Annotated in this window: 13 protein-coding genes; 7 read left to right on the top strand and 6 right to left on the bottom strand. The window is 49.0% G+C overall.

The window, feature by feature from the left end; genetic code table 11:
* Positions 1-5: 5 nt before the first annotated feature.
* Both rnt and pyrC read right to left on the bottom strand, forming a co-directional pair.
* Entirely contained in the window at positions 6-638 is a 633-nt protein-coding gene (gene rnt, locus OEZ43_06525) for a ribonuclease T (GenBank protein MDH5545228.1), read from the bottom strand.
* Between the two features lie 7 nt (positions 639-645).
* Positions 646-1,680 carry a dihydroorotase gene (gene pyrC / locus OEZ43_06520; GenBank protein MDH5545227.1) on the bottom strand — a complete coding sequence of 345 codons (1,035 nt, stop codon included), beginning with the start codon at positions 1,678-1,680 and terminating at the stop codon, positions 646-648.
* A 428-nt stretch (positions 1,681-2,108) separates the two neighbouring features.
* On the opposite strand from pyrC, the gene aceE reads away from it, so the two are divergent.
* The 3 genes from aceE to lpdA are packed head-to-tail and all read left to right on the top strand — an operon-like array spanning position 2,109 to position 7,871.
* Positions 2,109-4,772 (top strand): pyruvate dehydrogenase (acetyl-transferring), homodimeric type, encoded by a 2,664-nt coding sequence (gene aceE, locus OEZ43_06515; protein ID MDH5545226.1) that lies wholly within the window; start codon positions 2,109-2,111, stop codon positions 4,770-4,772.
* A gap of 18 nt (positions 4,773-4,790) precedes the next feature.
* Positions 4,791-6,095: a dihydrolipoyllysine-residue acetyltransferase gene (aceF, locus tag OEZ43_06510; protein MDH5545225.1), complete on the top strand. Its 1,305-nt coding sequence runs from the start codon at positions 4,791-4,793 to the stop codon at positions 6,093-6,095.
* 9 nt (positions 6,096-6,104) lie between these two features.
* Positions 6,105-7,871: a dihydrolipoyl dehydrogenase gene (gene lpdA, locus OEZ43_06505; protein ID MDH5545224.1), complete on the top strand. Its 1,767-nt coding sequence runs from the start codon at positions 6,105-6,107 to the stop codon at positions 7,869-7,871.
* A gap of 184 nt (positions 7,872-8,055) precedes the next feature.
* On the opposite strand, the gene OEZ43_06500 is transcribed toward lpdA, so the two are convergent.
* The 3 genes from OEZ43_06500 to OEZ43_06490 form a co-directional block, all read right to left on the bottom strand.
* The gene (locus OEZ43_06500) at positions 8,056-9,573 is read right to left on the bottom strand and encodes a methyl-accepting chemotaxis protein (GenBank protein ID MDH5545223.1); all 1,518 of its coding nucleotides are present in this window, start codon (positions 9,571-9,573) and stop codon (positions 8,056-8,058) included.
* Between the two features lie 330 nt (positions 9,574-9,903).
* A complete protein-coding gene (locus OEZ43_06495; protein MDH5545222.1) occupies positions 9,904-10,551 on the bottom strand; it encodes a PEP-CTERM sorting domain-containing protein in 648 nt (215 codons plus the stop codon).
* Between the two features lie 437 nt (positions 10,552-10,988).
* Positions 10,989-11,396, bottom strand: a complete 408-nt coding sequence (locus OEZ43_06490; GenBank protein ID MDH5545221.1) for a hypothetical protein — start codon at positions 11,394-11,396, stop codon at positions 10,989-10,991.
* Positions 11,397-11,483: 87 nt separating this feature from the next.
* Between OEZ43_06490 and OEZ43_06485 the strand changes: the two genes are divergently transcribed.
* Genes OEZ43_06485 through OEZ43_06470 form a run of 4 tightly spaced genes read left to right on the top strand, consistent with a single transcriptional unit; the run spans position 11,484 to position 19,497 of the window.
* Positions 11,484-11,984 carry a hypothetical protein gene (locus OEZ43_06485; GenBank protein ID MDH5545220.1) on the top strand — a complete coding sequence of 167 codons (501 nt, stop codon included), beginning with the start codon at positions 11,484-11,486 and terminating at the stop codon, positions 11,982-11,984.
* A 7-nt stretch (positions 11,985-11,991) separates the two neighbouring features.
* On the top strand, positions 11,992-15,717 hold the full coding sequence (locus OEZ43_06480; GenBank protein MDH5545219.1) for a hypothetical protein: 3,726 nt from the start codon (positions 11,992-11,994) through the stop codon (positions 15,715-15,717).
* A 10-nt stretch (positions 15,718-15,727) separates the two neighbouring features.
* Positions 15,728-15,991 (top strand): hypothetical protein, encoded by a 264-nt coding sequence (locus OEZ43_06475; GenBank protein MDH5545218.1) that lies wholly within the window; start codon positions 15,728-15,730, stop codon positions 15,989-15,991.
* Positions 15,988-19,497 (top strand): hypothetical protein, encoded by a 3,510-nt coding sequence (locus OEZ43_06470; GenBank protein ID MDH5545217.1) that lies wholly within the window; start codon positions 15,988-15,990, stop codon positions 19,495-19,497. The genes OEZ43_06475 and OEZ43_06470 overlap by 4 nt, the downstream gene beginning before the upstream one ends.
* 5 nt (positions 19,498-19,502) lie before the next feature.
* Here the strand turns inward: OEZ43_06470 and OEZ43_06465 are convergent, their stop codons facing one another.
* Positions 19,503-22,313 carry a hypothetical protein gene (locus OEZ43_06465; protein ID MDH5545216.1) on the bottom strand — a complete coding sequence of 937 codons (2,811 nt, stop codon included), beginning with the start codon at positions 22,311-22,313 and terminating at the stop codon, positions 19,503-19,505.
* Between the last annotated feature and the right edge of the window lie 338 nt (positions 22,314-22,651).

Genomic DNA, 22,651 nt, shown 5'->3' with positions numbered 1-22,651 from the left:
ATTCTTTAGGAAGTACCTAATTGAAAACGTCGCCATTGATTCATGACACCACAAAATAACTCTGCCGTTTTTCCGGCATCATATATAGCTGAGTGTGCAGCATCATTGTCCCACACAATACCGTGAGCCTTGGCGGCGCGTGCGAGTACGGTTTGGCCGAATGCCATAGCGCACAAGGTTACCGTGTCAAATGTGCTAAAGGGATGAAAGGGATTGCGCTTGATGCCACTGCGTTCAACCGCGGCATTGAGAAAACCAAGATCGAAAAAGGCATTGTGGCCGACGAGTATCGCGCGATTACAACCACTTTCTTTCAAGGCCTGACGCACGGGACGAAAAATTTCGTTGAGCGCATCGTGTTCGGTTTTGGCGTCACGAAAAGGGTGGTGGGGATCGATGCCGTTGAAAGCCAGCGCTTCAGGTTCGAGATTGGCGCCGGGAAAGGGCTCGACATTGCATTGCACGGTTCTGCCGGGTGATAGAAAACCTTCCTTATCAATCTCGACTAAAACCGCTGCGATTTCCAGTAGTGCATCCGTCTTTGAGTTAAAGCCCGCTGTCTCCACATCAACTACGACTGGCAAATATCCGCGAAAACGGGTTGCCATATCTTTGCTGTGTGCGTTGGATACCTGCATGTATTCCTTATTCTTTCATTTTCCAAGCGAGTTCTTCGCCTGCGCGAAATGGGATGAGTCGTTCATTGCCAAATTCGATTGAGGTGGGAACCGTCCACTTCCGTTTGAGCAGGCATATTGTATCCTGATTTCGTGGTAAATGATAAAAGTCTGGTCCATTAAATGAGGCGAAGGCCTCTAATTGGTCGAGTTTGCCGACGGAATCAAAGGCCTCGGCATAAAATTCAATCGCGGCGTGAGCTGAGAATATTCCCGCGCAACCACACGCATTTTCTTTTCTGTGTTGTGCATGAGGCGCGCTATCAGTGCCGAGAAAAAATTTTTTACTGCCTGAGGTGGCAGCCTTAATCAAGGCCTGCCGATGTTCTTCACGCTTCAATACTGGCAGGCAATAGTGATGTGGACGTATGCCGCCTTGAAATAAAGCGTTGCGATTTAGCAACAGATGTTGCGGTGTGATAGTTCCACCAACACTGTCATCGTGTGCGTTAACAAAGTCCACGCCTTCTCGTGTGGTGATATGTTCGAGCACCATGCGTAGTTTCGGAAAGCGCTGTTTCAGCGGACTGAGTGTTTGATCGATGAAAACCTGCTCACGGTCAAATACATCAATCGAGGCGCCTGTGACTTCACCATGTACCAGTAAGGGCAAGCCGGTATCGGCCATGGCCTCGATGGCACCAAAGACATTTTCAATCGCAGTAACACCGGAATCAGAATTGGTGGTCGCGCCCGCAGGATAGAGTTTTACAGCGTAGACGTGAGGGCTGGCCGCGGCTTTCTTGATTTCCGATACGCTCGTCTTGTCGGTGAGATATAGCGTCATCAAAGGTTGAAAGTTCGTATTGGCGGGTAAAGCAGCCAATAGGCGTTCGCGGTAGCTGTGGGCGTCGGCAACAGTGGTAATCGGTGGAGAGAGATTCGGCATCACGATCGCGCGTCCGAACTGTTTCGCCGTATAGGCCACTACTGATTGCATGGCCGCGCCGTCACGAAGGTGTAAATGCCAATCATCGGGACGGGTGATGGTAATCTCTTGCATGGTTTCCATTCATGGGGCGTTGGGAGCGCACATCATAACATATATACAGGTCTGTACGTCTGTGCCGGTGTTGGTGCAGGTGTGCTCAAAAATAAACTCGTTCTGTAACTTTATGAAAATTCAATAGATAAAAATTACTGGCCCAAGAATTGGATGCAAATTGGGCCCAAAACCGGGGTGAATCTGGGGCGGTTTGTGTGTTTTGGCCAAAAAGCGGCCAAAAAGCTACTATTTTGGGTACGTTACGTCGCTTTCTGCCAATGGGGAGAAATTATTCTCGTTCTGTAACTTTATGAAAAACAAATTGAAAAAATTAGCCTGACAAAATATGAGCCGAATTTGATTGATTTTCACCCCCAAAAACGACACTATAGCCCAAGTCTGAAGCCCTCTGTTTGATGGGGGCACTAACCAAGTGAGGAAGACCTATGTCGCAATCCGCTCAGATGCTTGATCTCGATGCTATCGAAACCCAGGAATGGCTGGATGCCCTGGCATCTGTATTAGAGAACGATGGGATAGAACGTGCCCACTATCTATTAGAACAAATGATCGACCAGGCCCGTCGCTCTGGTGCCAACCTACCTTATTCTGCCAATACCGCCTATGTAAACACCATCCCGCCCCATATGGAGCCGGATATGCCTGGTGACCCGGCGCTGGAAGACCGCATCCGTTCCTATATCCGCTGGAATGCGATGGCGATGGTGGTCAAGGCCAACCGCAAGGCCTCAGAACTGGGCGGCCATATCGCGACTTTCGCCTCGGCAGCGACGCTATACGACGTGGGTATGAATCACTTCTGGCGTGCACCATCTCATGAACACGGTGGCGACCTGATCTACTCTCAGGGTCATGCATCTCCAGGAACTTATGCACGCGCCTTCCTCGAAGGGCGCTTGACCGAAGAACAACTCGACAATTTCCGTCAGGAAGTTGATGGTAAAGGTCTGTCTTCCTATCCTCACCCGTGGTTGATGCCTGATTTCTGGCAATTCCCAACCGTATCCATGGGTCTCGGTCCGATTATGTCGATTTACCAAGCCCGTTTTATGAAGTATCTGCAAGACCGTGGTCTGGCCGATACCCGCAATCGCAAGGTGTGGTCTTTCCTTGGCGACGGCGAAACCGACGAGCCGGAATCGCTCGGTGCGATCTCACTCGCTTCACGTGAAAAACTCGACAACCTGACCTGGGTGGTGAACTGTAATCTACAGCGCCTCGATGGTCCTGTACGTGGAAACGGCAAGATCGTTCAGGAACTGGAAGCCATGTTCCGTGGCGCAGGCTGGAATGTTATTAAAGTGTTGTGGGGTTCCTATTGGGATCCGTTGCTGGCCAAAGACAAAGATGGCCTGTTGCAGAAGCGCATGATGGAAGTGGTCGATGGCGATCTGCAGAACTACAAATCCAAAGACGGCGCATATGTGCGTGAGCATTTCTTCGGTAAGTACCCTGAGCTAAGGGCCATGGTCTCGAAGATGTCTGATGACGATATCTGGCGTCTGAACCGTGGTGGCCACGATCCCCACAAGGTGTATGCCGCCTATAAAGCCGCCGCTGAGCACAAGGGCCAGCCGACGGTCATTCTGGTCCAGACGGTAAAAGGTTACGGTATGGGTGCGGCTGGTGAAGCGCAGAATCGTACTCACTCGCAGAAGAAGCTCGGTGCGGAAGACATGATTTACGTGCGCGACCGTTTCAATATTCCGTTAAACGACGAAGATGCGGGTGCGGCCAAGTATTTTGTGCCGGACGCGGACAGCCCGGAAATGAAGTATTTGCATGAGCGTCGTAAGGCGCTTGGTGGTTATCTGCCTGCGCGTGCCAATGTGGCGACACCTTTGGAAGTACCGGGACTGGATGCGTTTGATGTCTTGCTCAAAGGCAGTGGCGACAAAGAGATGTCCACCACTATGGCCTATGTACGTATGCTGACACTGCTTTGTCGAGATAAGAAGATCGGCAAGAACATCGTGCCCATCGTTCCTGATGAAGCGCGTACCTTTGGTATGGAAGGTATGTTCCGTCAGCTGGGTATTTATTCTTCTGTGGGGCAGCTATACACGCCTCAGGACAAAGACGAAATCATGTTCTACAAGGAAGACAAGACCGGCCAAATCCTCGAAGAGGGGATTAACGAGGCGGGCTCTATGTCTTCGTGGATTGCAGCAGCGACGTCTTATAGCTCCCACGGCGTGAATACAATTCCATTCTATATTTATTACTCCATGTTTGGCTTCCAACGCATCGGTGATCTGGCCTGGGCCGCAGGCGATATGCAGGCGCGTGGCTTCCTGATTGGTGCTACTGCAGGTCGTACTACCCTGGCAGGTGAAGGTCTGCAGCACCAGGACGGCCATGGTCTGATCCTGGCGGGTACGATTCCAAACTGCGTTAGCTACGACCCAACTTTCAGCTATGAGCTGGCGGTGATTGTTCAGGACGGCCTGCGTCGCATGTATGCGAATCAGGAAAACGTTTTCTACTACGTCACTACCATGAACGAAAACTACAGCCATCCGGCCATGCCTAAGGGCGCGGAAGAGGGCATCGTCAAGGGCATGTATCTGTTCCGTTCCGGTGGCAAGAAGAAGCGCAAGGTTCAGTTGATGGGCTCAGGCACCATCTTGCGTGAAGTAATTTTTGCCGCTGAAATGCTCGACGAAGAGTGGGCAGTGGATGCGGATATCTGGAGTGCGACAAGCTTTAACGAACTGGCGCGTGATGGACATGCGGTAGACCGCTGGAATCGTCTGCATCCGCTGGCCGATCCGAAGACATCTTATGTAGAACAGTGCTTCAAGGGTCGCCGCGGTCCGGTGATTGCCGCTACCGACTATATTCGTAACTATGCGGAGCAAATTCGTAAGTGGGTTCCTGCCAGCTATACTGTGTTGGGTACCGACGGTTTTGGTCGCAGTGATACACGCGCGCAATTGCGCAAGCACTTCGAGGTGAATCGTTACCATGTTGTGGTCGCCGCGCTCAAGGCGCTGGCCGATACTGGTGAACTGCCTGCGGGCAAGGTCGATGAGGCGATCAAAAAGTATGGCCTCAATCCTGAAAAACCAAACCCGTTGAGCGTGTAAGCTATGGAGGACGTCATCATGTCGAAAGAGGTATTGGTCCCGGACATCGGCGATTTCTCCGATGTAGAGGTTATTGAGGTTCTCGTTAAGCCCGGACAACAGATCAAGGCCGAAGAATCCTTGATCACGGTTGAATCCGACAAGGCAGCGATGGAGATTCCTGCGCCCGAGTCTGGCGTGGTCAAGGAATTAAAGATCAACGTCGGTGATCGTGTATCACAGGGTAGTTTGTTGTTGATCATGGAGCCTAGTGGTGATGCGCCTGCGGTGGAAGCGCCGAAGGCGGCACCGGTCAAAGCCGCCGCTGAAGCACCAAAAGCTACGGCCGAAGCACCTAAACCTGCGGCCGCTTCCGCTCCGTCCAAACCTGCACCTGCTCCCACGCCATTGCGTCAATCACCTACCGCTAAAATCGATGAAGCCAGTTTCTCCAAGGCCTATGCAACGCCGTCGATACGTAAGTTTGCGCGTGAACTCGGTGTAGATTTAGGCAAAGTCGATGGTAGTGGACGCAAGGGCCGAATTACCAAAGAAGACGTACAAGGTTTCGTCAAACGCGCCTTATCACAAGGTACAGGTGGCGGTCTCGGTGTCGCGCCGATGCCGGAAATCGATTTCAGTCAATGGGGCGAGATCGAAGAAAAGCCACTGACTAAAATCAACAAACTCACCGGACAGTTTTTACATCGCAACTGGGTGACGATTCCGCATGTTACCCAGTTTGACGAGGCCGACATTACTGACCTGGAGTCTTTCCGTAAGTCCATGGTGCATGAGTATAAGGAAAAAGGCGTTAAGCTGACGATGCTGGTCTTTTTGATGAAGGCGGTTGTGTCGGCGTTGCGGGAGTATCCCCGTTTCAATTCCTCGCTCGATGCAACTGGCGAAAACCTGATACTCAAGAAATATTTTAATGTCGGTATTGCGGTTGATACACCAGACGGCCTGGTGGTGCCAGTGGTCAAAGATGTTGATCGTAAAACGCTGATCGAGCTCGCGCATGAATTGACCGAACTCAGCATCAAGGCGCGCGACAAGAAACTCAAGCCTTCGGATATGCAGGGTGGCAGTATTTCAATCTCCAGTCTCGGCGGGATTGGCGGAACCAAGTTCACGCCGATTGTGAATGCGCCGGAAGTCGCCATACTCGGTGTGTCTCGTTCCAAGATGCAGCCGGTTTGGAATGGCAAGGAATTCGAGCCGCGTCTGATTCTACCGATGTCCTTGTCGTATGATCATCGTGTTATCGATGGTGCTGATGGTGCGCGTTTCACCTCTTTCCTCAGCCGTGTGTTATCCGACACGCGTCGCCTGTTGCTATAGGAGTTACGCATGAGTCAGATTATTGATATCGCGGTTCCAGACATTGGCGATTTTGCCGATGTTGAAGTCATAGAGGTATTGGTCAAAGAGGGTGATACCGTCGCGGCGGAAATGTCTTTGATTACGGTCGAGTCCGACAAAGCGGCCATGGAAATTCCTGCGCCACAAGCGGGTAAAGTGCACGAGCTTTATATCAAAGTCGGCGATCGCGTTTCGCGAGGTAGTCCGATACTGAAATTGGAAGTGAGCGCTGCTAGCGGCGCTGGTGCGCCGGTGCCAGAGAGTAAACCCGCTGCTGCCGCGACTGCCGAAAAACCGGTTGCGCCTGTCAGCGCGCCTAAGGCGCAAAGTTTTAGCGGTGATGTTGATGTTAGTACGGAAGTCGTTGTATTGGGTTCCGGTCCTGGCGGTTATACCGCAGCGTTTCGCGCGGCAGACCTGGGTAAGCAAGTTGTATTGATCGAAAAATACGACAGCATAGGTGGCGTGTGCTTGAACGTGGGCTGTATTCCTTCGAAGGCCTTGTTGCATACCGCGCAAGTGATAAACGAAGCCGCCGAGTTTCATGAAATCGGCGTACAGTTTAACAAGCCTGAAGTCGATCTGGATAAACTGCGTGGCCATAAAGACAACGTCATCGGTAAACTCACCGGCGGCCTCAAGCATTTGGCCAAGCAGCGCAAGGTGCAACTGGTTCACGGCTACGGCAAATTTACTTCGTCGAACACGATTGAAGTGGTTGCTGCCGATGGTAGTAAAACCGTAGTTGGTTTTGAGTACTGCATTATTGCCGCAGGTTCACGCGTTACCAAGCTACCATTCATTCCGTGGGACGACCCACGCGTAATGGACTCTACCGACGCATTGGAGATTGAAGAAGTTCCAGAGCGTTTGCTGGTAGTTGGTGGTGGCATCATCGGTTTGGAAATGGCGACGGTTTACGACGCACTCGGTGCGAAAGTCACGGTTGTCGAATTGTCACCGGGCTTAATTCCTGGCGCGGACCGTGACGTGGTACGCCCACTTGAACGTCGTATTAAGAATAAATACGAAAACATTTTCCTCGATACCAAGGTGACCGAGATCACACCGACAGACAAAGGTTTGGTGTGTAAGTTCGAAGGCAAGAAGGCCCCCGCCGAAGATACCTTTGATCGTGTACTCGTCGCTATCGGTCGCAGCCCTAACGGTAAAATGATCGATGCAGACAAGGCCGGTGTATTCGTTGATGATCGCGGCTTTATTCCCGTCGACAAACAAATGCGTACCAATGTGTCTCACATTTTTGCGATAGGCGACGTAGTCGGCCAGCCGATGTTGGCACACAAGGCCACGCATGAAGGCAAGATTGCCGCACAAAATATTGCTGGTGAAAAATCATTCTTTGATGCGCGCACGATTCCGTCGGTTGCTTACACTGATCCGGAAGTCGCCTGGATGGGCATGACCGAAGAACAGTGCAAGGCCAAAGGCATTGCCTACGAAAAAGGCGTTTTCCCGTGGGCGGCGAGTGGACGTTCCTTGTCTCTCGGACGTGACGAAGGCATGACCAAGGTACTCTTCGACGAAAACCACAAACTCATCGGCGCCGCTATGTGCGGACCGAACGCGGGTGAACTGGTAGCCGAAGCGGTATTGGCCCTGGAAATGGGGGCAGATATCGAAGACATTGCCTTGTCGATACATCCGCATCCGACGCTATCCGAGACGTTTAACTTTGCCGCAGAGGTGGCTGAGGGGACGTGTACGGATTTGTATGCGCCGAAGAAGAAATAGAATTACTTGTTCTTAAATTCAAACAAGCCGGCCTTCGTGTCGGCTTGTTTGTTTCAGTGCTCTGGGAAGCTTTTTGTTAATAGGGTCGATGAAACATGAAGATTTTTTGCGACAATAAGAGTCGGTTGAGCCAGGTCCAACTTGCCTAGCGGATGTGATTCCAAGCCTGCAAGTGATAGCGGTGCTATCTAGCCTCACGCTCCGCCTGATCCAACAAAGACACGATCTTCTCGGAAATCCCTGCCACCTTGGCATATTCTTTTTCTGCCTCTGTAGTTCGCCCTTGTTCTTTCAATTCGATAATTGTTTTAATGAGTCGATGAAGATCTGCATGAGGGTCTTCCACGGCCTTTATAGCCTTCAAATGTCCGAAGCTTTGCAGGCCCTCTGAGTAATACCACTTACCAAATGCACAGTGGTGATGTGATACTGCCTGTTCACGAGTGAGACTTTCTTTTCCGTCCAAAAACGAACGCAGGCGTGTTTTCCAGTTTAGATGTGCGGCCTTTGCAGACGATAAATCAAGGCTATTATTTTTACTCAATCCAACTTGCTTGAGAAAATCTCCAAGCTGTATGGATAGTCCAGCAAGTTCAACACCGGTCTCTCGTGACTCACTAGCATCTTCGGCGGTCATTACCGCTATATCATTTATTGCAACAATATTGCGTCCGATTTCGTTTGCGACTTTGCTTTGTTGTTCCGCTGCCGCTGCGATCTGTGTATTCATATTATCAATATGTTTTACCGCCGAAAGTATTTCATTTAACGAGGCAAGGGTATTGCCAACAGACTCTTCACCGCGACGTCCTTTTTCCATTGAGTGTTGCATTACCGACACAGCATTATTTACGCCGCCTTGCAGGCGACTGATCATGACTTCGATTTCACTTGTGGAGTCTTGTGTGCGACTTGCCAAGGTGCGAACTTCATCGGCGACGACAGCGAATCCTCTTCCTTGTTCACCAGCGCGCGCCGCCTCTATGGCGGCATTTAACGCGAGTAGGTTTGTTTGTTCCGCAATGTTTTTGATAACGTCGAGCACAACACCGATATTCTCGCTTTCAGACTTTAAGACAGAGATAACGTCTGAGGACCGCTCAATATCGGCTACAAGACCGGCGATTTCCTTTTGGGTATGCGTTGCGACCGAGACACCGCTACTCGCGGCGTTGTTTGCCTGAGACGTAGCGGCTGATGCCTGTGCGGCATTGCGCGCAACTTCGTCGACTGTCGCTGCCATTTCATTCATTGCGGCGGCAACTTGTTCGGTCTCGTTGCGTTGTTTCCGCGTGTTTTTCTCGGTGCGTTCGGTAACGTCTGTGAGCCGTGAAGTCGTGAAGTCGAGTTTGTTCACGGTAGACATGATTTTTGTGTAGCTGTTGCCAAACTGTTGGATAACTGAGTTGTAGAGTTCAATGACTTGGTCTAGTGCCGGGTTTCCAGTTTTTTCCAAAGGCGTGGATTTGCTAATGCTGCCATTTGCAATCCCGGCAAGAGTCGATCCTAGTGTATTAGTGTGTTTGTTTATGAATGGAAGCACAAACAATAGCAAAGTGATGGCGAGTATCGTGGTAATTATCCCCCCAGTAACAGCTGCCAAAACGTCACCAGCGAGGAAGCTCGGTATTTGACCAATTGAAGCGGCAACGAAAATCGCGATAATTGCATATAGTCGACTTATTGAAATAAAGCCTGCCATGGGTAAGTAGTCCCTCAAACAATGGAATATTCCCTAGCTTATCGTTCATTTTTAGATACATTTTAATGGCTATTTTTGTGTTTTGGCTTTGTCTAGCGGATGAGATGTCAGAACTGCGTGGAATATCACGGATTGCTAATATTCCATGGGGCGGTTTGAGTGAGTCAGGTTTTTGAACGCCAGGCCCGATGGTACAAATGGCAGTGGACACAATTATCGTGAATACTGGACTGCAGGCCACCCTATTGAAGCTGGGATAACAATGGGGGATTGGCGTTTGGTTTTGACATAAACCAAAAAACCGGCCATTTGGCCGGTTTTTCGTCTTAGTTATCCCTCTTTGGGGGGGGGGCTAGGCTTAGACTTTCGACGCATACGACTCGCACCGATGCCGACTAGACCTAATCCAAACAATGCGGCACTGATAGGTTCAGGGACATCGGCTGGAGTAGCCGGAGGTGGCGGAGGGCTAACTTGGGCAACTTCAAATGTGAAATTATCAAATAATATTCCATCAGTTTGGTCAAGGTGCGCCTGTGAAAACTCCACTCGACGTATACCTGTAGCAGCTACGGACAAAGTAAAGCTTTGACCTACGCCTAAATCTGTTCCAAATACTTCTGAGTACGCCAGTAGATTTCCACCGCTAACATCGTCATATGCACTCAAGACGAACCCGGCGACACCAACATCTATACCGGTCAAGCTGACAGAATCAACCGCCGAGTCAAATATGGCTTCAATCGGATTGCTTGGCTGTGGTCGGTAGGTGTCGGTGTGTCGGAGAGCCGTCGGTGTTGAAGTCCCTGGCAAAGCACTGCTCGTAGTCAGTGCGTCTACGAAAGTGACGCCTAGCCCCGAATAGTGTCCCCCAACAACGACACCTGCGCTCAAATCGTCGAAACCGATGACGACCGGTGTGGCATTCGCGGTACTAATCGCGAACAAGCAGCCCAAAACAGACATTATTCTTTTCATCTTTTTGTTCCCTCTATGTGGAAAACTGTTATCTGTGGGTATGATAGTTAAAAGACTTTATAAATACAAGGTCATAACTATCGGATTTCTTTGCCTAATTACGGCAGAACAGCTGTTTGGTTTTTTGTAAGTATATGGTTATTCTGAATAAAGTGTCGGCTAATTGCAACAGCTGATTGTGTTGATAAAAAAATAAATTTTTCTTCTTGCTGATATTCCCCGAACACAATTGGATAAAAGGCTGCTTTGTCACGTTTGAGTGCGGGAAAACACGAGTGTGGTACAGGATTTTGCCTCTTCACGGCTCACGGACGTGTGGGCATAAAGCCAACTCCTGTTACAGATGAGGATGGCTAGTACGGATTGTGGTAACTAGTGCAAATAGACTAGTAGTCGATACCGCTTGGCGAAATGGCGGATTCCTAACCGCACGGGGTTTAACGACGTCTGTTTCTACGAACGTCAAAACCGAGAATGAAATTTGCTAGCTCATGAAACGGGAAATCTGAAAGCGTGTTATAGGCGTGCTGTACCGAGGAAATGGTTTGCTGGACATCTGGGGCTTGTGCGGAGGTTTTGTCTAGCAAACTTTGTATACCCGCTATTCCGCCGCACACAAGTTTCAGTCTTTGGGAGTATGAAATTTCGCCGTGTTGCTCGACATTATCGAGTATATTGAATTGGCTTAGTAACAGCTCGTTTAATTCGATGCATGAAGGGCGTTTATCAATGGCCTGCTGACAATTTACTTTGCGGGTGCGTTGGTCTAACTTGAGTGCATAGGCGCATTGTACACATCCATTAAAGATGGCTTTGGCAAAAGGACAATATTGTTCATGTGTCATTGATCTGTCTTTTCAACTTTTCCGCGCTTGCGTGATTGTACTAGAATAATCGTTTCATAGCGCGGACGGCCAGAAGGAGAATAGGGTATGAATGGAAACACGGTGCGCAAACTGTGGTTTGTGGGACTGTTGCTGTTAGTCGTTGTAGTGATTAACGCCTGTGATATGTTGAGCCAGCTTGATAAAGATCCTTATGCTGATGTTCAGCCTACCTACACGAGTTTGTGGGAATCCTATTTCAGTGGTTGTGGGCCAAACTGTCATGAGCCGAGTAATGCGGATTTGGGTGACGGGCCAGACATGAGTAGCAAGGCAGCGTTTTACGCAGGACTTTATCAAAAAACCGCTAGCGATTACTCATGGAACATAAATAGTGAATGCCGCGACTATGCTTATATTGATCCCGCCAACGCGGACGGTTCTTTACTACTTGCGTCGTTAATCGAAAGTTCTTCCAGCAGCTTTAGCACGACTTATGAATGTACGACCTCTTTCAATGTGCATGTGCTCAACAAGACTCACGTTGAGTCCGAAAATTTAAAGACACAGCTAATAGCCTGGATTAACAACGGAGCCGACAACAATTAGTACCGAATTGGGCAAGGATGGCGCCCCCCCAGGTAAACTGTTCAACAAAAGCTCGATACTGAAAGGCTTGCTCGCCGTTTCTGGCGTGGGTCTTTTGGGGATTGTGGCCTTGCATATTGCCTTACTCTCAGGGGGCTTGACCGGCCCTATTGTTTCAATCGCGCAATCTTCGTTAAGTGACGCGGGAGTCACCGGTTTTCAGGCCAAAAACATCAGTGTGGATTTATTTGGCGATGTAGACCTGGATGAGATTGCGCTTGAGTGGAAGGATGCCCAGTTAGGCAATGCTTCAGTAGCCTTGTCTAAGGTGGAAGTTCGTTATTCACTGTTGCCGATATTATTCGGTAATCTCGACATCGAGCGCGTTGAAGTATCGGGTTTGAAAGTTACAGGTAATATCGCGCTACTCCCCGCGCAGGAAGATGGGGTAGAGGAAGAAGCCTCGCCGCCGATGGAACTGGCTGAGATTGAGCAATTATTGTCAGAACCTCCGCTGAATATTCGTCTACAGCAATTGTTGTTGAGTGACTTTCAGTTTCAGATAAAACTACATGACGCACAGCAGACGCTGGACTATTCGGGGACGCTGGATCGATTCGAGGTACAGCTAAACTGGGATGAGCAGCGCCTGGAAGGCATGACCACGCTTTCCATGGGTAAGCAGGGGCAGGACTCCATCAGTTTGGCGTATGCCTCTGGTGGGGAAAGCATGGCGGCACATGTGCTGATCCGTTTGCAGGCCGATGCTCAATGGTCGCTCGTGAGAGACGAACGTAACTGGCGTTTGAGTCTCCCCACATTAAAACTGTTGTTTAGTCTCAGTGATCTGGATATCGATCAGCCGAATCGTCCTGATGTTGGCAAAATGGGCGCGCTTAAAACCGAAGTGAATGCCAGCCTGAATAGCGTCGACAGTTCTGGTCATGAAGGTCTGTTGAGTCTGTTTCCCCTTGATACCAATATTCACATCCGTAACCAGGTCGATCAGTTAAAAGTCGATAAGCTTTCCGTCGACGATATGTATCTGGATACCGAGCTTGTCACTGGTACTGATATGACGATTAAGGGTCAATTACATCCGTTTGACGAACCGACACCCCAAGTCAGTATCGATGTCGATCATCGACTGGACATTCCTTTTTTGACAGCACGTATGGGTAAGGATCAGTTGACGCTTGATCGTCTGCACAATATTGCCAGGGTACAGGCTAATAATTCACAGGGGGCTCAATCTGGTCCGGTGCAATTTTCCGTTTCCACGCTTCTGGACATAGATGCGTTTAAAGGCGATATCAAAAGCGAAAAAACCTTTGTTGCATTTAAAGAGCATTTTAGTTTTTCTGGCGAAGGTCGTCTGAAGTCGTTTGACGATATACCGCAACAATTGGATATGAGCGGAAGGCAGGCGCTCGCTTTTTCCAAAGTAAAACTCAATATGGTCGATGCCAGTGGCAGCAACAAGATAGATATTCCGGAATTGCAGTTGAATACAAATCTGTCGCTTAATGAAGGCCGTGTAAAAATCGACGGCAAGCTGGGGTTGGCGCAGGCTCAGTTACCGGAACTACTCAAGCGGGTCAATATACAACTACCTTTTGCAGTCGACACCAGACTGGATGCCGAGGCGAGCGATGTGCAGCTCAGTTTGTCGCTGGACAAATCGAAGCTGTTTGATGCGAAAATTAAGACGCAAAACGAGGGTGGCATACTTTCAGTGCATCACGATATAGGTGCGAACGCGCCTAAACGTCTTACCGCTTATAGTGCTCTGCTCGCGGATTTAAAGACGATAGGCGGGGCGGAACTTACGATTAAGGGTGATGCGCGCGTGCATCATGGGGCTGCGGCCTTGCTGGATGCGGATTTTTCACAAGCGGATCGCATGCGTGTTGAAACTGCAGGCAATATTGAAATTAGCCAAACCAGTAAGCCCACTGCTGAGCAAGGCAGTATTTTTCTGGAAGGCAAGCCGCAAATCATTTATGCCGTCCAAAACGGTGAGCAGATAGCACTGGACATGCGGGTACTTGTCCCCGGCATAAAAACCGAGCCGCTGGAAAAGTATGTCGAGGTTGACTTGCAAGTACAGCAAAAAATGGATGCAGCGCTGAAAAAGATAGCCAGCAAAATCAATCTCGCATTGGATGGAAAGCAGGCTGTGATTGTCGATGGTACGGTGAATAACGATCCAGGCAAACTTCAGGCGGCCTTGAATGTACAGGCGAGTGTGTACCAGCGCTGGCACAATATCATGGCGGATTTCAAAGATCTTGAACAAACCGGTGACGTGAACACGCGTCTGGATATCAAAACGACACTGACGCACGACAAAGACAATATCACCGAAATAGAACCAGACAAGTTGAATAGTCTGCAACTGGGTACCGACATTAGTCTTGCCGTGTCGCAAATCGGCAATACCGATAAGGCAGTGTTAGTCATGCGTGAACCGATAACCTTCACCGGACGTTTGGACTGGTCACCGGAGCAGGCACACTTCGATGGTCGTTATGCGATAAACAAGACGACCCTGGATAATAGTATCGATATAAAACAAATGTCCGGGTCTATTCGCGCCTTGGCAAAAGACGGACTGGAACCGGCGCAAATCGAATTTGATTTCGATCTGGACAAAAGTGAAATCGCCATGCTCGATGGCGATCAACGTATTCAACTGGATAATTTGATTACGCCCATCAAGACCCGTCTGCGCGCTGGTCAACGTGGTGATTTATTGGTTCTGGATTCCCTGCGCAATACGGTTGGTAGCAATCACGTCGATACTCACCTGAGTGGCCAGATAAATCTTTCTACGCTGGATGGTCAGTTCCAACTGAATAATGCGTTGACGTTTTCGCCTGATATGTTGTCTTCACCCGCATTGGCAGGTAGTGGGCAGATACGCACACCCGTGATTATCAGTATCGTTGAAGGCGACAAGGTGTCGCTGGATGGGGCACTCGAATTTGAACAGGTGAAGGTGCAAATTGATGATATGTCAGTCGGCAGTATGAATGGCAGGATCAAGCTGGAGGAAGAACTGATATTAGGGGATGAATATGTGCAGTTTCGTTACGTCGACGAAATCGATCCCTTCCAGCGTGTTGACTACAATGCCTTTCAGCCTTTCGTCGATAGCGATCATCTGAAAATCGATCAGATACACATCGATAATCTCGACATCGGGCCTATGCATGCACAGTCTTCGATCAAACAGAATTTAATACGGTTTCCCGATTTCAATCTAAAAATATTCGATGGTTTTGTTACCGGGCAGCTGTTCTTTGATGCGCGACCAGGTAACTGGAAGTTTGGCTTGCTTAGCCGCGTCAGTAATGTTGACCCACGCTTTTTGCTTGATCCCAAGTCGCGCATGAAACAAAGCGAACGATCACCGGTGAACGCGCGCACGGCAGTGCTTTTCGATTTTAATCGCCGTTTGCTGGAAGGGCGTATTAACGTTTCGGATATCAATAAGCAACAGCTATTACAATTAATCGAGTTTATCGATCCGAATCATGAAGACGAACAACTGGCTCTGGTGCGCAAGGCTGTGCGAACTGCACATCCCGAGTGGGTGAGCATCGACATGAGTCAGGGCCTGATGAATCTACAGGTCAAAATGTCTTTGATTCCGACACCGATTGAAATCCGACGCTTACCGCTCAGCGGGTTGATACAGCAATACGCAGGCGACACGTTGGACGAATTCAGGACGATACCTCTGCAATAAGGAGTAGCCGATGAAAAAACTGATGTTGATTTGTCTTATTCCCGCTTTCGGTGCCTGTGTAAGCGTGCCCGATGTCTACTTAATCGACCGCCACACCGTGATGGAACTCGAAGCGGCAGGGGAATGGCCGGAACTGGAGCAACGTTTTAGCGACAAGGCCTTGAACAGTGGCGCGATCGATATAGAAGACCGCTTTTCCACTGAGCGCAAAGAGAAAGTCTTTACCTTGTTGCAAGGTGAGTTTGTCAAACAGGACAGCGGTACCAAGCCATGAGGGCGCTGTTAAAATTTATTGCCTGCGCATTGAGTGTAAGCACTCTTGCACAGGCAGAGACAACGGACTGGGCGGCGAACCAGGTGCTGCCGTTAGAAAAGTTATCGGTCGGACCCTGGGATAATTACGATGCCTCGGTTAGTAATGACGACCAGGTCATGTATTTTACGCGTGATTTGAACCAGGTGCCCAATATATATAAACAAAACCTCCCATCAACAGAGACAGAATTACTAATCGGAAAAGAGGGTGACGCGAAACAGTTTCGCATCAGCCCTGATCAAAAGCTTGTGGCGTACACCTCTTATGGTAAAGATGCGCTTGGTGACATCTGTTATGACACCATGCAATTGACGCAAAAACACTGTATTACGCCTAAACAGCAAATCGCTCATACCCCGTTCTGGGTTGGTAATACCCAATTGGCCTATATTGCCAGAGAAAGCGGTGATCAGGTGTCGGCTCTAATGCTGTATAACCTCGCGGATGGTAAGTCGCGAGAACTTTATAGAGGCGATATCAGTGCACCCGTTCTCGTGCCACCGGGTGACGAAATCATTTTTGTGTCGTCGTCAGGCGTGCGTAGTGAATTTTATCGTCTCTCTGTTGAAGATAGCTCGCGTAAACCGATGCCTGTGATGGATTTGCCGGGAAAGACAGGCTATGCCAGTTTTTCGCATGACGGCAAGTATTATTATTTTAATCATTATCTAAACGATACAAACGGCGATCAGCGCATAGATGGCAATGATCATAGCGTGGTGTTCCGTGCCGATTACACTGAATGGAAGAAATCAAAGAAGGCGTATTTCCCGGAACAACTCATCTCTGTTGACAATAACTGTACCTTCCCCCGTTTGTCACAAAAACAACTGTATGTAACTTGCGCCTTCGAAGGGTCTCTGGATATCTACCGTCTGCCCATGAGTGGCAGTATTCCTGAGCACTGGAAGCTCGATCAATTGTGGGAAGCACATTCGGCTGCACGTAGCTACGAGCAACGACTGTTATTGCTCAATCGTATCAAGTATCAAACCAGGACCGGTGATCTTGGTCTAAATGAACGACTTTTGGTCAATCACCTGCAACTGCGTGATTACACGGCGTCGCGTTTTTATATTCAAAAGATATTACAGTCGACCGAGTCTGTAACTGGAAATAAGAGCAACTTCTATCGCATATTAGAAAAGCTACTGGATGCAAGTTCGCTAAAACAACGTGTGCCAAGAGGGGAGATGACCGCACGTTATGAATTACAGGTAAAGAAAATACAATCTCAACTACACGATGATAGCGAATTTGGGGACTTTATTTCACTGGTCGACGTGTATTTGCTTTATGAGCTGGAGCAGTATGACGCTGCACGCGAAAAATTGAAGCAGATAAAGTTAGCTCAGCTGGATTTCTCTTTACAGAAGCATATCCTGGCTGAATTGACTGCCCAGTTGTTCAGTGAAGTGGATCAGCGTTTCGTATTGTCCAGTTATCGCGCCTTATTGGATGATGCAAAACTGGATGAACAATCACGGTTGTATTACGCCTATCGTTATCTTCAATTACTGAGCAATGTGGAGAAAGACGTCTCCCGTATTGCAACGGCGCTTGATAAATTGGCAGAATCACCGCTTGAATCCCGTATAACAGATCTTGTTGAGACGGAAAGACTGGTCTATAAACTGATCGCCGAGGCCGATGATGCCAAGAAAAACAGCCTGTATAGCGAACTGACCAAACTACTTAAGAAGCAACAAAGAGATGTCAGATTACGTCATGCGATGCACTCGCGTGCTATAAGAGTGCTTGGTGAGCATGAGGAATATAAGTTTCTGGAATTGATGTCGCGTCATTGGTTGCAGGTAACCAATATCAAGGAAATCGAATTTGCGACAGTAGCGGAACAGTATTCAGTCATAACGTTGGATAAGGCTTATGGGCTGATTTTGGACAAGGAGTTGGCCAAAGCCTACTCGGTGTTTTATAGCGCGATACGTCAGACCAATGACCTGGAAGCGCATTATCAATTTATACGACTTGGACTGAATCCTGAGCTAAACAAACGCGACAATCTGGATTCCTCCTATGAACTGTTGAACAAGCAACAAATTCTCGGACAAGCGGCAAACTACGTGCGTGCTATGCGATCCGTCTATGAGATGGAAATGCGCGGAAATTACGATGAAAAAGTAGTCCTAACTGCACTTCAAGACCTGCGCAAAATGAGTAGCATCGGTTCGGGTGCGTCGATGCGCGATCTATTGCTTGGCTATCTTTATCATATCCAGTTGCGACATGGTAAGAAGGGTTACGCCTATGACAAGACGCTTTACCAGAAGGCGCATTATCACTATATGATGGCGCTTGATCTGGAAAAAAATAACGGGCGGGTCGTGCCAGTCACCTTGAATAATCTCGCCTGGCTACAAGTCGATGTGCGTCAGTATGCCATGGCAGAAGGCTTCTTTCGTAAGCGTTTGCAGTTTCCATTTGTCAGCGAAGACGATGAGTACAGCACCCGCTGGACATTGGCGCGCAGTCTTTATTACACCAATCAACATCTTGATGCCGCAGCGCAGATTACACAGATACAGTCACGCATCAAGCCACAACATGGTTTAGCAAAAGCCCTGGACGAACGGCGTGCGTTTTATCTGATGAACGGGGGTGATTACAAGAAGGCGGTTGAGATATACCAGCGACTTGATAGCAAGTCTTTGGATATAGGTAATCAGATACGCATACAAAATGCCTATGCCTATAGCTTAATGAAAAACGGTCAGACGGATTCCGCGCGGGAAGCGTACCGACGTCTGCTGGAATTGACAAGAAAGGGGGCGTCACGCAAGGCCGATAATCTTTTCCTTCTGGCATATGATAGCGACCGGCAGGCGCTATTAGCACACGGATTTCTTGCCACGCTAGAGACAGATGCCAGTCAGCGCATACAACATTTGCGTTCGCGTATCGATATCCTGGAAGGGCTCAAGGGAAAGACAGATGTATTTGCAATGGATGAGGCGTCTCGACTGGTACTCATAGCCAAAGATTATCAAAAACTGGTGTTGTTAAATGAGCAGGAAAAAAACAAATCGAAAATGTTTGAAAACCTGTCGCGTATGCTCGATACCATCACAGTGTTGGCAGAGGAATTGGGTGACTATTTATCACCGTCAGTGTCCCAAGGGTTGTATAACGGTTTGACGCTAATCATTCAGCATGCTGGCGAGGTAGACAAATCTCTACTGGATAGGATTCAGAAATTGACTCAAGGCGTGGAGGCTGCCTATGCGGCAATTTCTCAACCCTCAGAGTCTGACCGTGTTGAGCATTTTCATTTTTCGGTGCTTAATCACGGAGTGGCGAAACACGCAGGACTCATGGACGCCAGTGCCTTCGAGTCTCAACTCAACATGCTGTTAAATTCAGATCTGCTGAAGGCAGCGACTAAAGCAGGCGATGAGCGGCTGCAACAAAGCGTGCGAATGTTCCAAAGAATTCGCGGGCTGTAACCCGATTACCAACCGCGGCTGTTAACACGATGACAACCCGATGCGCCGCAGTTGGCATTTTGTGCCAGTGTGCGGTCATGATCACTGGCGCGATAGTCAGATGCGTGACAGCCTGCGCATTTCGGTGCGAGCGACGGAGTTGGATAATTTATCGTCTGACTATTCGTCGTATGACAGGAAATACATCCCAGTGTCGCATTATGATCTCCCGGATAGTTGCCAGTTGCAGAATGTTTAAATATTAACGGCGTCCAGGCGGTGGTTGAGTGACACGTCACACACTCGAGCGTCGTCACAAAATGCGTTGCGGCTTTGCCTCTCGCTGAAACTCCATTATGGCAATTACTACAACCGGTGGTGTTGTTCTGGTGGTCGAAAGTGGCACCAACGAATGTCGCCGTTGTGTGGCAGTTAATACAATCCAGCGACGTCGGAATATGCGTATCCGGCATGCCGAGCGCATTAATGTTGTTGTGACAGGTCGCACAGCCGCTGATTATGCCCGTGTGATTAAATGTAGCGCTCAAGAATCCCGCGGTTGAATGGCAGACGCCACAATCCTGATTGGTAACAATGTGAATCGCACTCTTGCCGATTGCGAAAATACCGTTGTGGCAGGATGAACAATTGCCAGTAATTCCCGTATGACTGAAAGATGCCGGTAAAAATCCTGCTGTCGTGTGGCAGGCATAGCAGTCACTGTTTGTTGGTACGTGATTCGTTTTCTTTCCGATTGCAGTGGTACCGTTATGACATACTTTACAGCCGTTGGTAATGCCGGCGTGATCGAATTTGGCGCCAGCAAAGGCAGTCGTGTTGTGACAACTGGCACAGTCGATAACTGTCGCAATATGCGTTGTCGGTTTACCGGTGGCGTTGGTGCCGTTATGACACGATTCGCAATTACTCAAAATCCCGGCATGGTTGAAAACGGCTGGCTTAAACGTACCGGGTACATGGCAAACACCACAGTCTTCTGTTGTCGGAATGTGATTGACGCTTTTACCCGATGCGGAAACACCGTGACACGAAGCACAATTGTCGATAAAACCCGTATGGTTGAAGACGGCGGTTAGAAAACCTGCAGTTCCATGACACACGCCACAGTCTGCGGTAGTTGATATATGACCTACAGACTTCCCGGTAGCGAATGTTCCATTATGGCAGCTAGCGCAATTGGCACTAATTCCGGTATGCGTAAAAATAGAAGGACTGAACGCGCCCGTCATGTGACAAAATTGGCAATCCTGTGTTGTAGGTAGATGAGTTGGTACGGCGCTATCTTTACCGAGCGCTTGCGTACCATTGTGGCAGCCTTCACAGCCTCGCGTGATCCCAGTATGGTCCATTAGTGCACCGACAAAGGTTGCCGTGTTGTGGCAGGCACTACAATCTTCCAGGGTGGGAATATGCGTCAGAGATTTTCCAGTCGCCAATATACCGTTGTGACAGTTGTTGCAATTACTGATGATGCCGGTATGGTCGAAGGCTGTTCCGTTAAAGCTGACCGTATTGTGGCAGTCTATGCAATCCTGGGTGGTCGGTATATGCGTTGCCGGTAATCCATTGCTGATGACATTATCGTGACAATTCGCGCAGCCGCTGGTTACCCCGGCATGATCGAAAACGCCGGTTGCGAAAGTACCGGGAGTATGACATGACTCGCAGCCCAAAGTGGTGGGTATATGCGTGGCCGATTTACCTAATGCTGTAATATTGTTATGGCAGTCTGCGCAACCATCTACCACGCCCGTGTGGTCAAAAATCTTGTTGATAAAACTTTTGGTATTGTGACATTGGCCGCAGTCGTCAGAGGTGGCAGGATGCGTCGCAATCTTTCCAATTGCGATCGTCCCGTTGTGACAATCGGCGCATGGACTGGTGATGGTGCTGTGATCAAACACCACGTCTGCAAAATTTAATACATTCAGGTGACAGACGCTGCAATCACTAAGGGTGACGATATGTGTCGCGGACTTGCCTGTTGCTACAATACCGTTGTGACAAATCGCGCAATCGCTTTTTACGCCATTGTGAAAGTACGTGCCTTCAGCCGTAAGTTGGATAAAGCCACTCGTGTTATGACAGGAATCACACGGTTCTTGTGTAGGTAAGTGTATTGAAGATTTGCCAATCGCAATGACGCCATCATGACAGTCCGTACAAACGCCGAAAACTTCCTTGTGATCGACGGCAGCGATATTGGCAAAGGCGGTAGTCGAGTGGCAGGCGGCGCATTCGTTTGTGGTAGCAACGTGATTTCCCGTTTTGCCGACGGCGGATACATCGTCATGACACTGCACGCAATTAGAAGACAGACCGGTGTGATGGGGACCGCTGGTTTTCCCTGCCACCACTAGCACAACATCTCTCTGACTGTCTATGCCACTGGCGCTAGCGATCAGCTGTACCAGATAGTCGCCGGCTACATCGACAGTAAATGATGTCTTCATTGCCGTAGGGTCACGCAGAACAGCCGTGCTACCGACGGGGAGTTTCGCAAATGACCATTGATAAGACAGTACGGAGCCGTCAGAGGTGCGGGATTTTGAGCCATCGACCGATACGCTAGTGCCAACGCTGACCTCTTGCACGGGGCCTGCCTCAGCAGTCACGATGATAGACGCTTTCGCCAGAATTTCTTCATCAATAAGAAGAATATCTTTGCTGTTCTGATTTTTGCGTGAAGGAATAGGTTCACCGCAGGCTGAAATTAACAACGCTGCTATGATCGATACGATTAGGGTTCTTCCACCAAACAACATATTCGCGGCTCTTCTCAACATCAAAATTCGAAGTTCCTGTTGTATGCGCATATACTCGCCAAAATCCATCGGCAGAAATAGTCGCTAGCATTCAGGGTGTGATTTTTGTTATGAGAAGGCGGGGTGCCTGGTCCGGACGCTTGATTGGCCGGGAGTGGTGCTACGTGACCTTAAACAACAGGTTCCATTACGTAAAACTTAAGGAATGTTAAACACGTTTTCTTACGGCTGGATTAATCCTGAAAAGATCTGTTCCAGGTCCAGTTCCGAGAAATTTTCCGCCATATTCTATTTCTTATGTAACTGATTCTTTGGGTTTGTTCATCCGTGATTAGCCAAACAATTTCAGGCGTCAATCGTGTCGGTTTCCCCAATCACCACGCTCTCTC

The sequence above is a fragment of the Gammaproteobacteria bacterium genome (genome assembly GCA_029881255.1).
Classification (GTDB): domain Bacteria; phylum Pseudomonadota; class Gammaproteobacteria; order S012-40; family S012-40; genus JAOUMY01.
This window is presented reverse-complemented; position numbering and strand designations above follow the sequence as displayed.

Excerpts from the sequence above, each read along its gene's own strand:
- rnt (MDH5545228.1), bottom strand. The coding sequence starts at position 638 with ATGCAGGTATCCAACGCACACAGCAAAGATATGGCAACCCGTTTTCGC.
- pyrC (MDH5545227.1), bottom strand. The coding sequence starts at position 1,680 with ATGCAAGAGATTACCATCACCCGTCCCGATGATTGGCATTTACACCTT.
- aceE (MDH5545226.1), top strand. The coding sequence starts at position 2,109 with ATGTCGCAATCCGCTCAGATGCTTGATCTCGATGCTATCGAAACCCAG.
- aceF (MDH5545225.1), top strand. The coding sequence starts at position 4,791 with ATGTCGAAAGAGGTATTGGTCCCGGACATCGGCGATTTCTCCGATGTA.
- lpdA (MDH5545224.1), top strand. The coding sequence starts at position 6,105 with ATGAGTCAGATTATTGATATCGCGGTTCCAGACATTGGCGATTTTGCC.
- OEZ43_06500 (MDH5545223.1), bottom strand. The coding sequence starts at position 9,573 with ATGGCAGGCTTTATTTCAATAAGTCGACTATATGCAATTATCGCGATT.
- OEZ43_06495 (MDH5545222.1), bottom strand. The coding sequence starts at position 10,551 with ATGAAAAGAATAATGTCTGTTTTGGGCTGCTTGTTCGCGATTAGTACC.
- OEZ43_06490 (MDH5545221.1), bottom strand. The coding sequence starts at position 11,396 with ATGACACATGAACAATATTGTCCTTTTGCCAAAGCCATCTTTAATGGA.
- OEZ43_06485 (MDH5545220.1), top strand. The coding sequence starts at position 11,484 with ATGAATGGAAACACGGTGCGCAAACTGTGGTTTGTGGGACTGTTGCTG.
- OEZ43_06475 (MDH5545218.1), top strand. The coding sequence starts at position 15,728 with ATGAAAAAACTGATGTTGATTTGTCTTATTCCCGCTTTCGGTGCCTGT.
- OEZ43_06470 (MDH5545217.1), top strand. The coding sequence starts at position 15,988 with ATGAGGGCGCTGTTAAAATTTATTGCCTGCGCATTGAGTGTAAGCACT.
- OEZ43_06465 (MDH5545216.1), bottom strand. The coding sequence starts at position 22,313 with ATGCGCATACAACAGGAACTTCGAATTTTGATGTTGAGAAGAGCCGCG.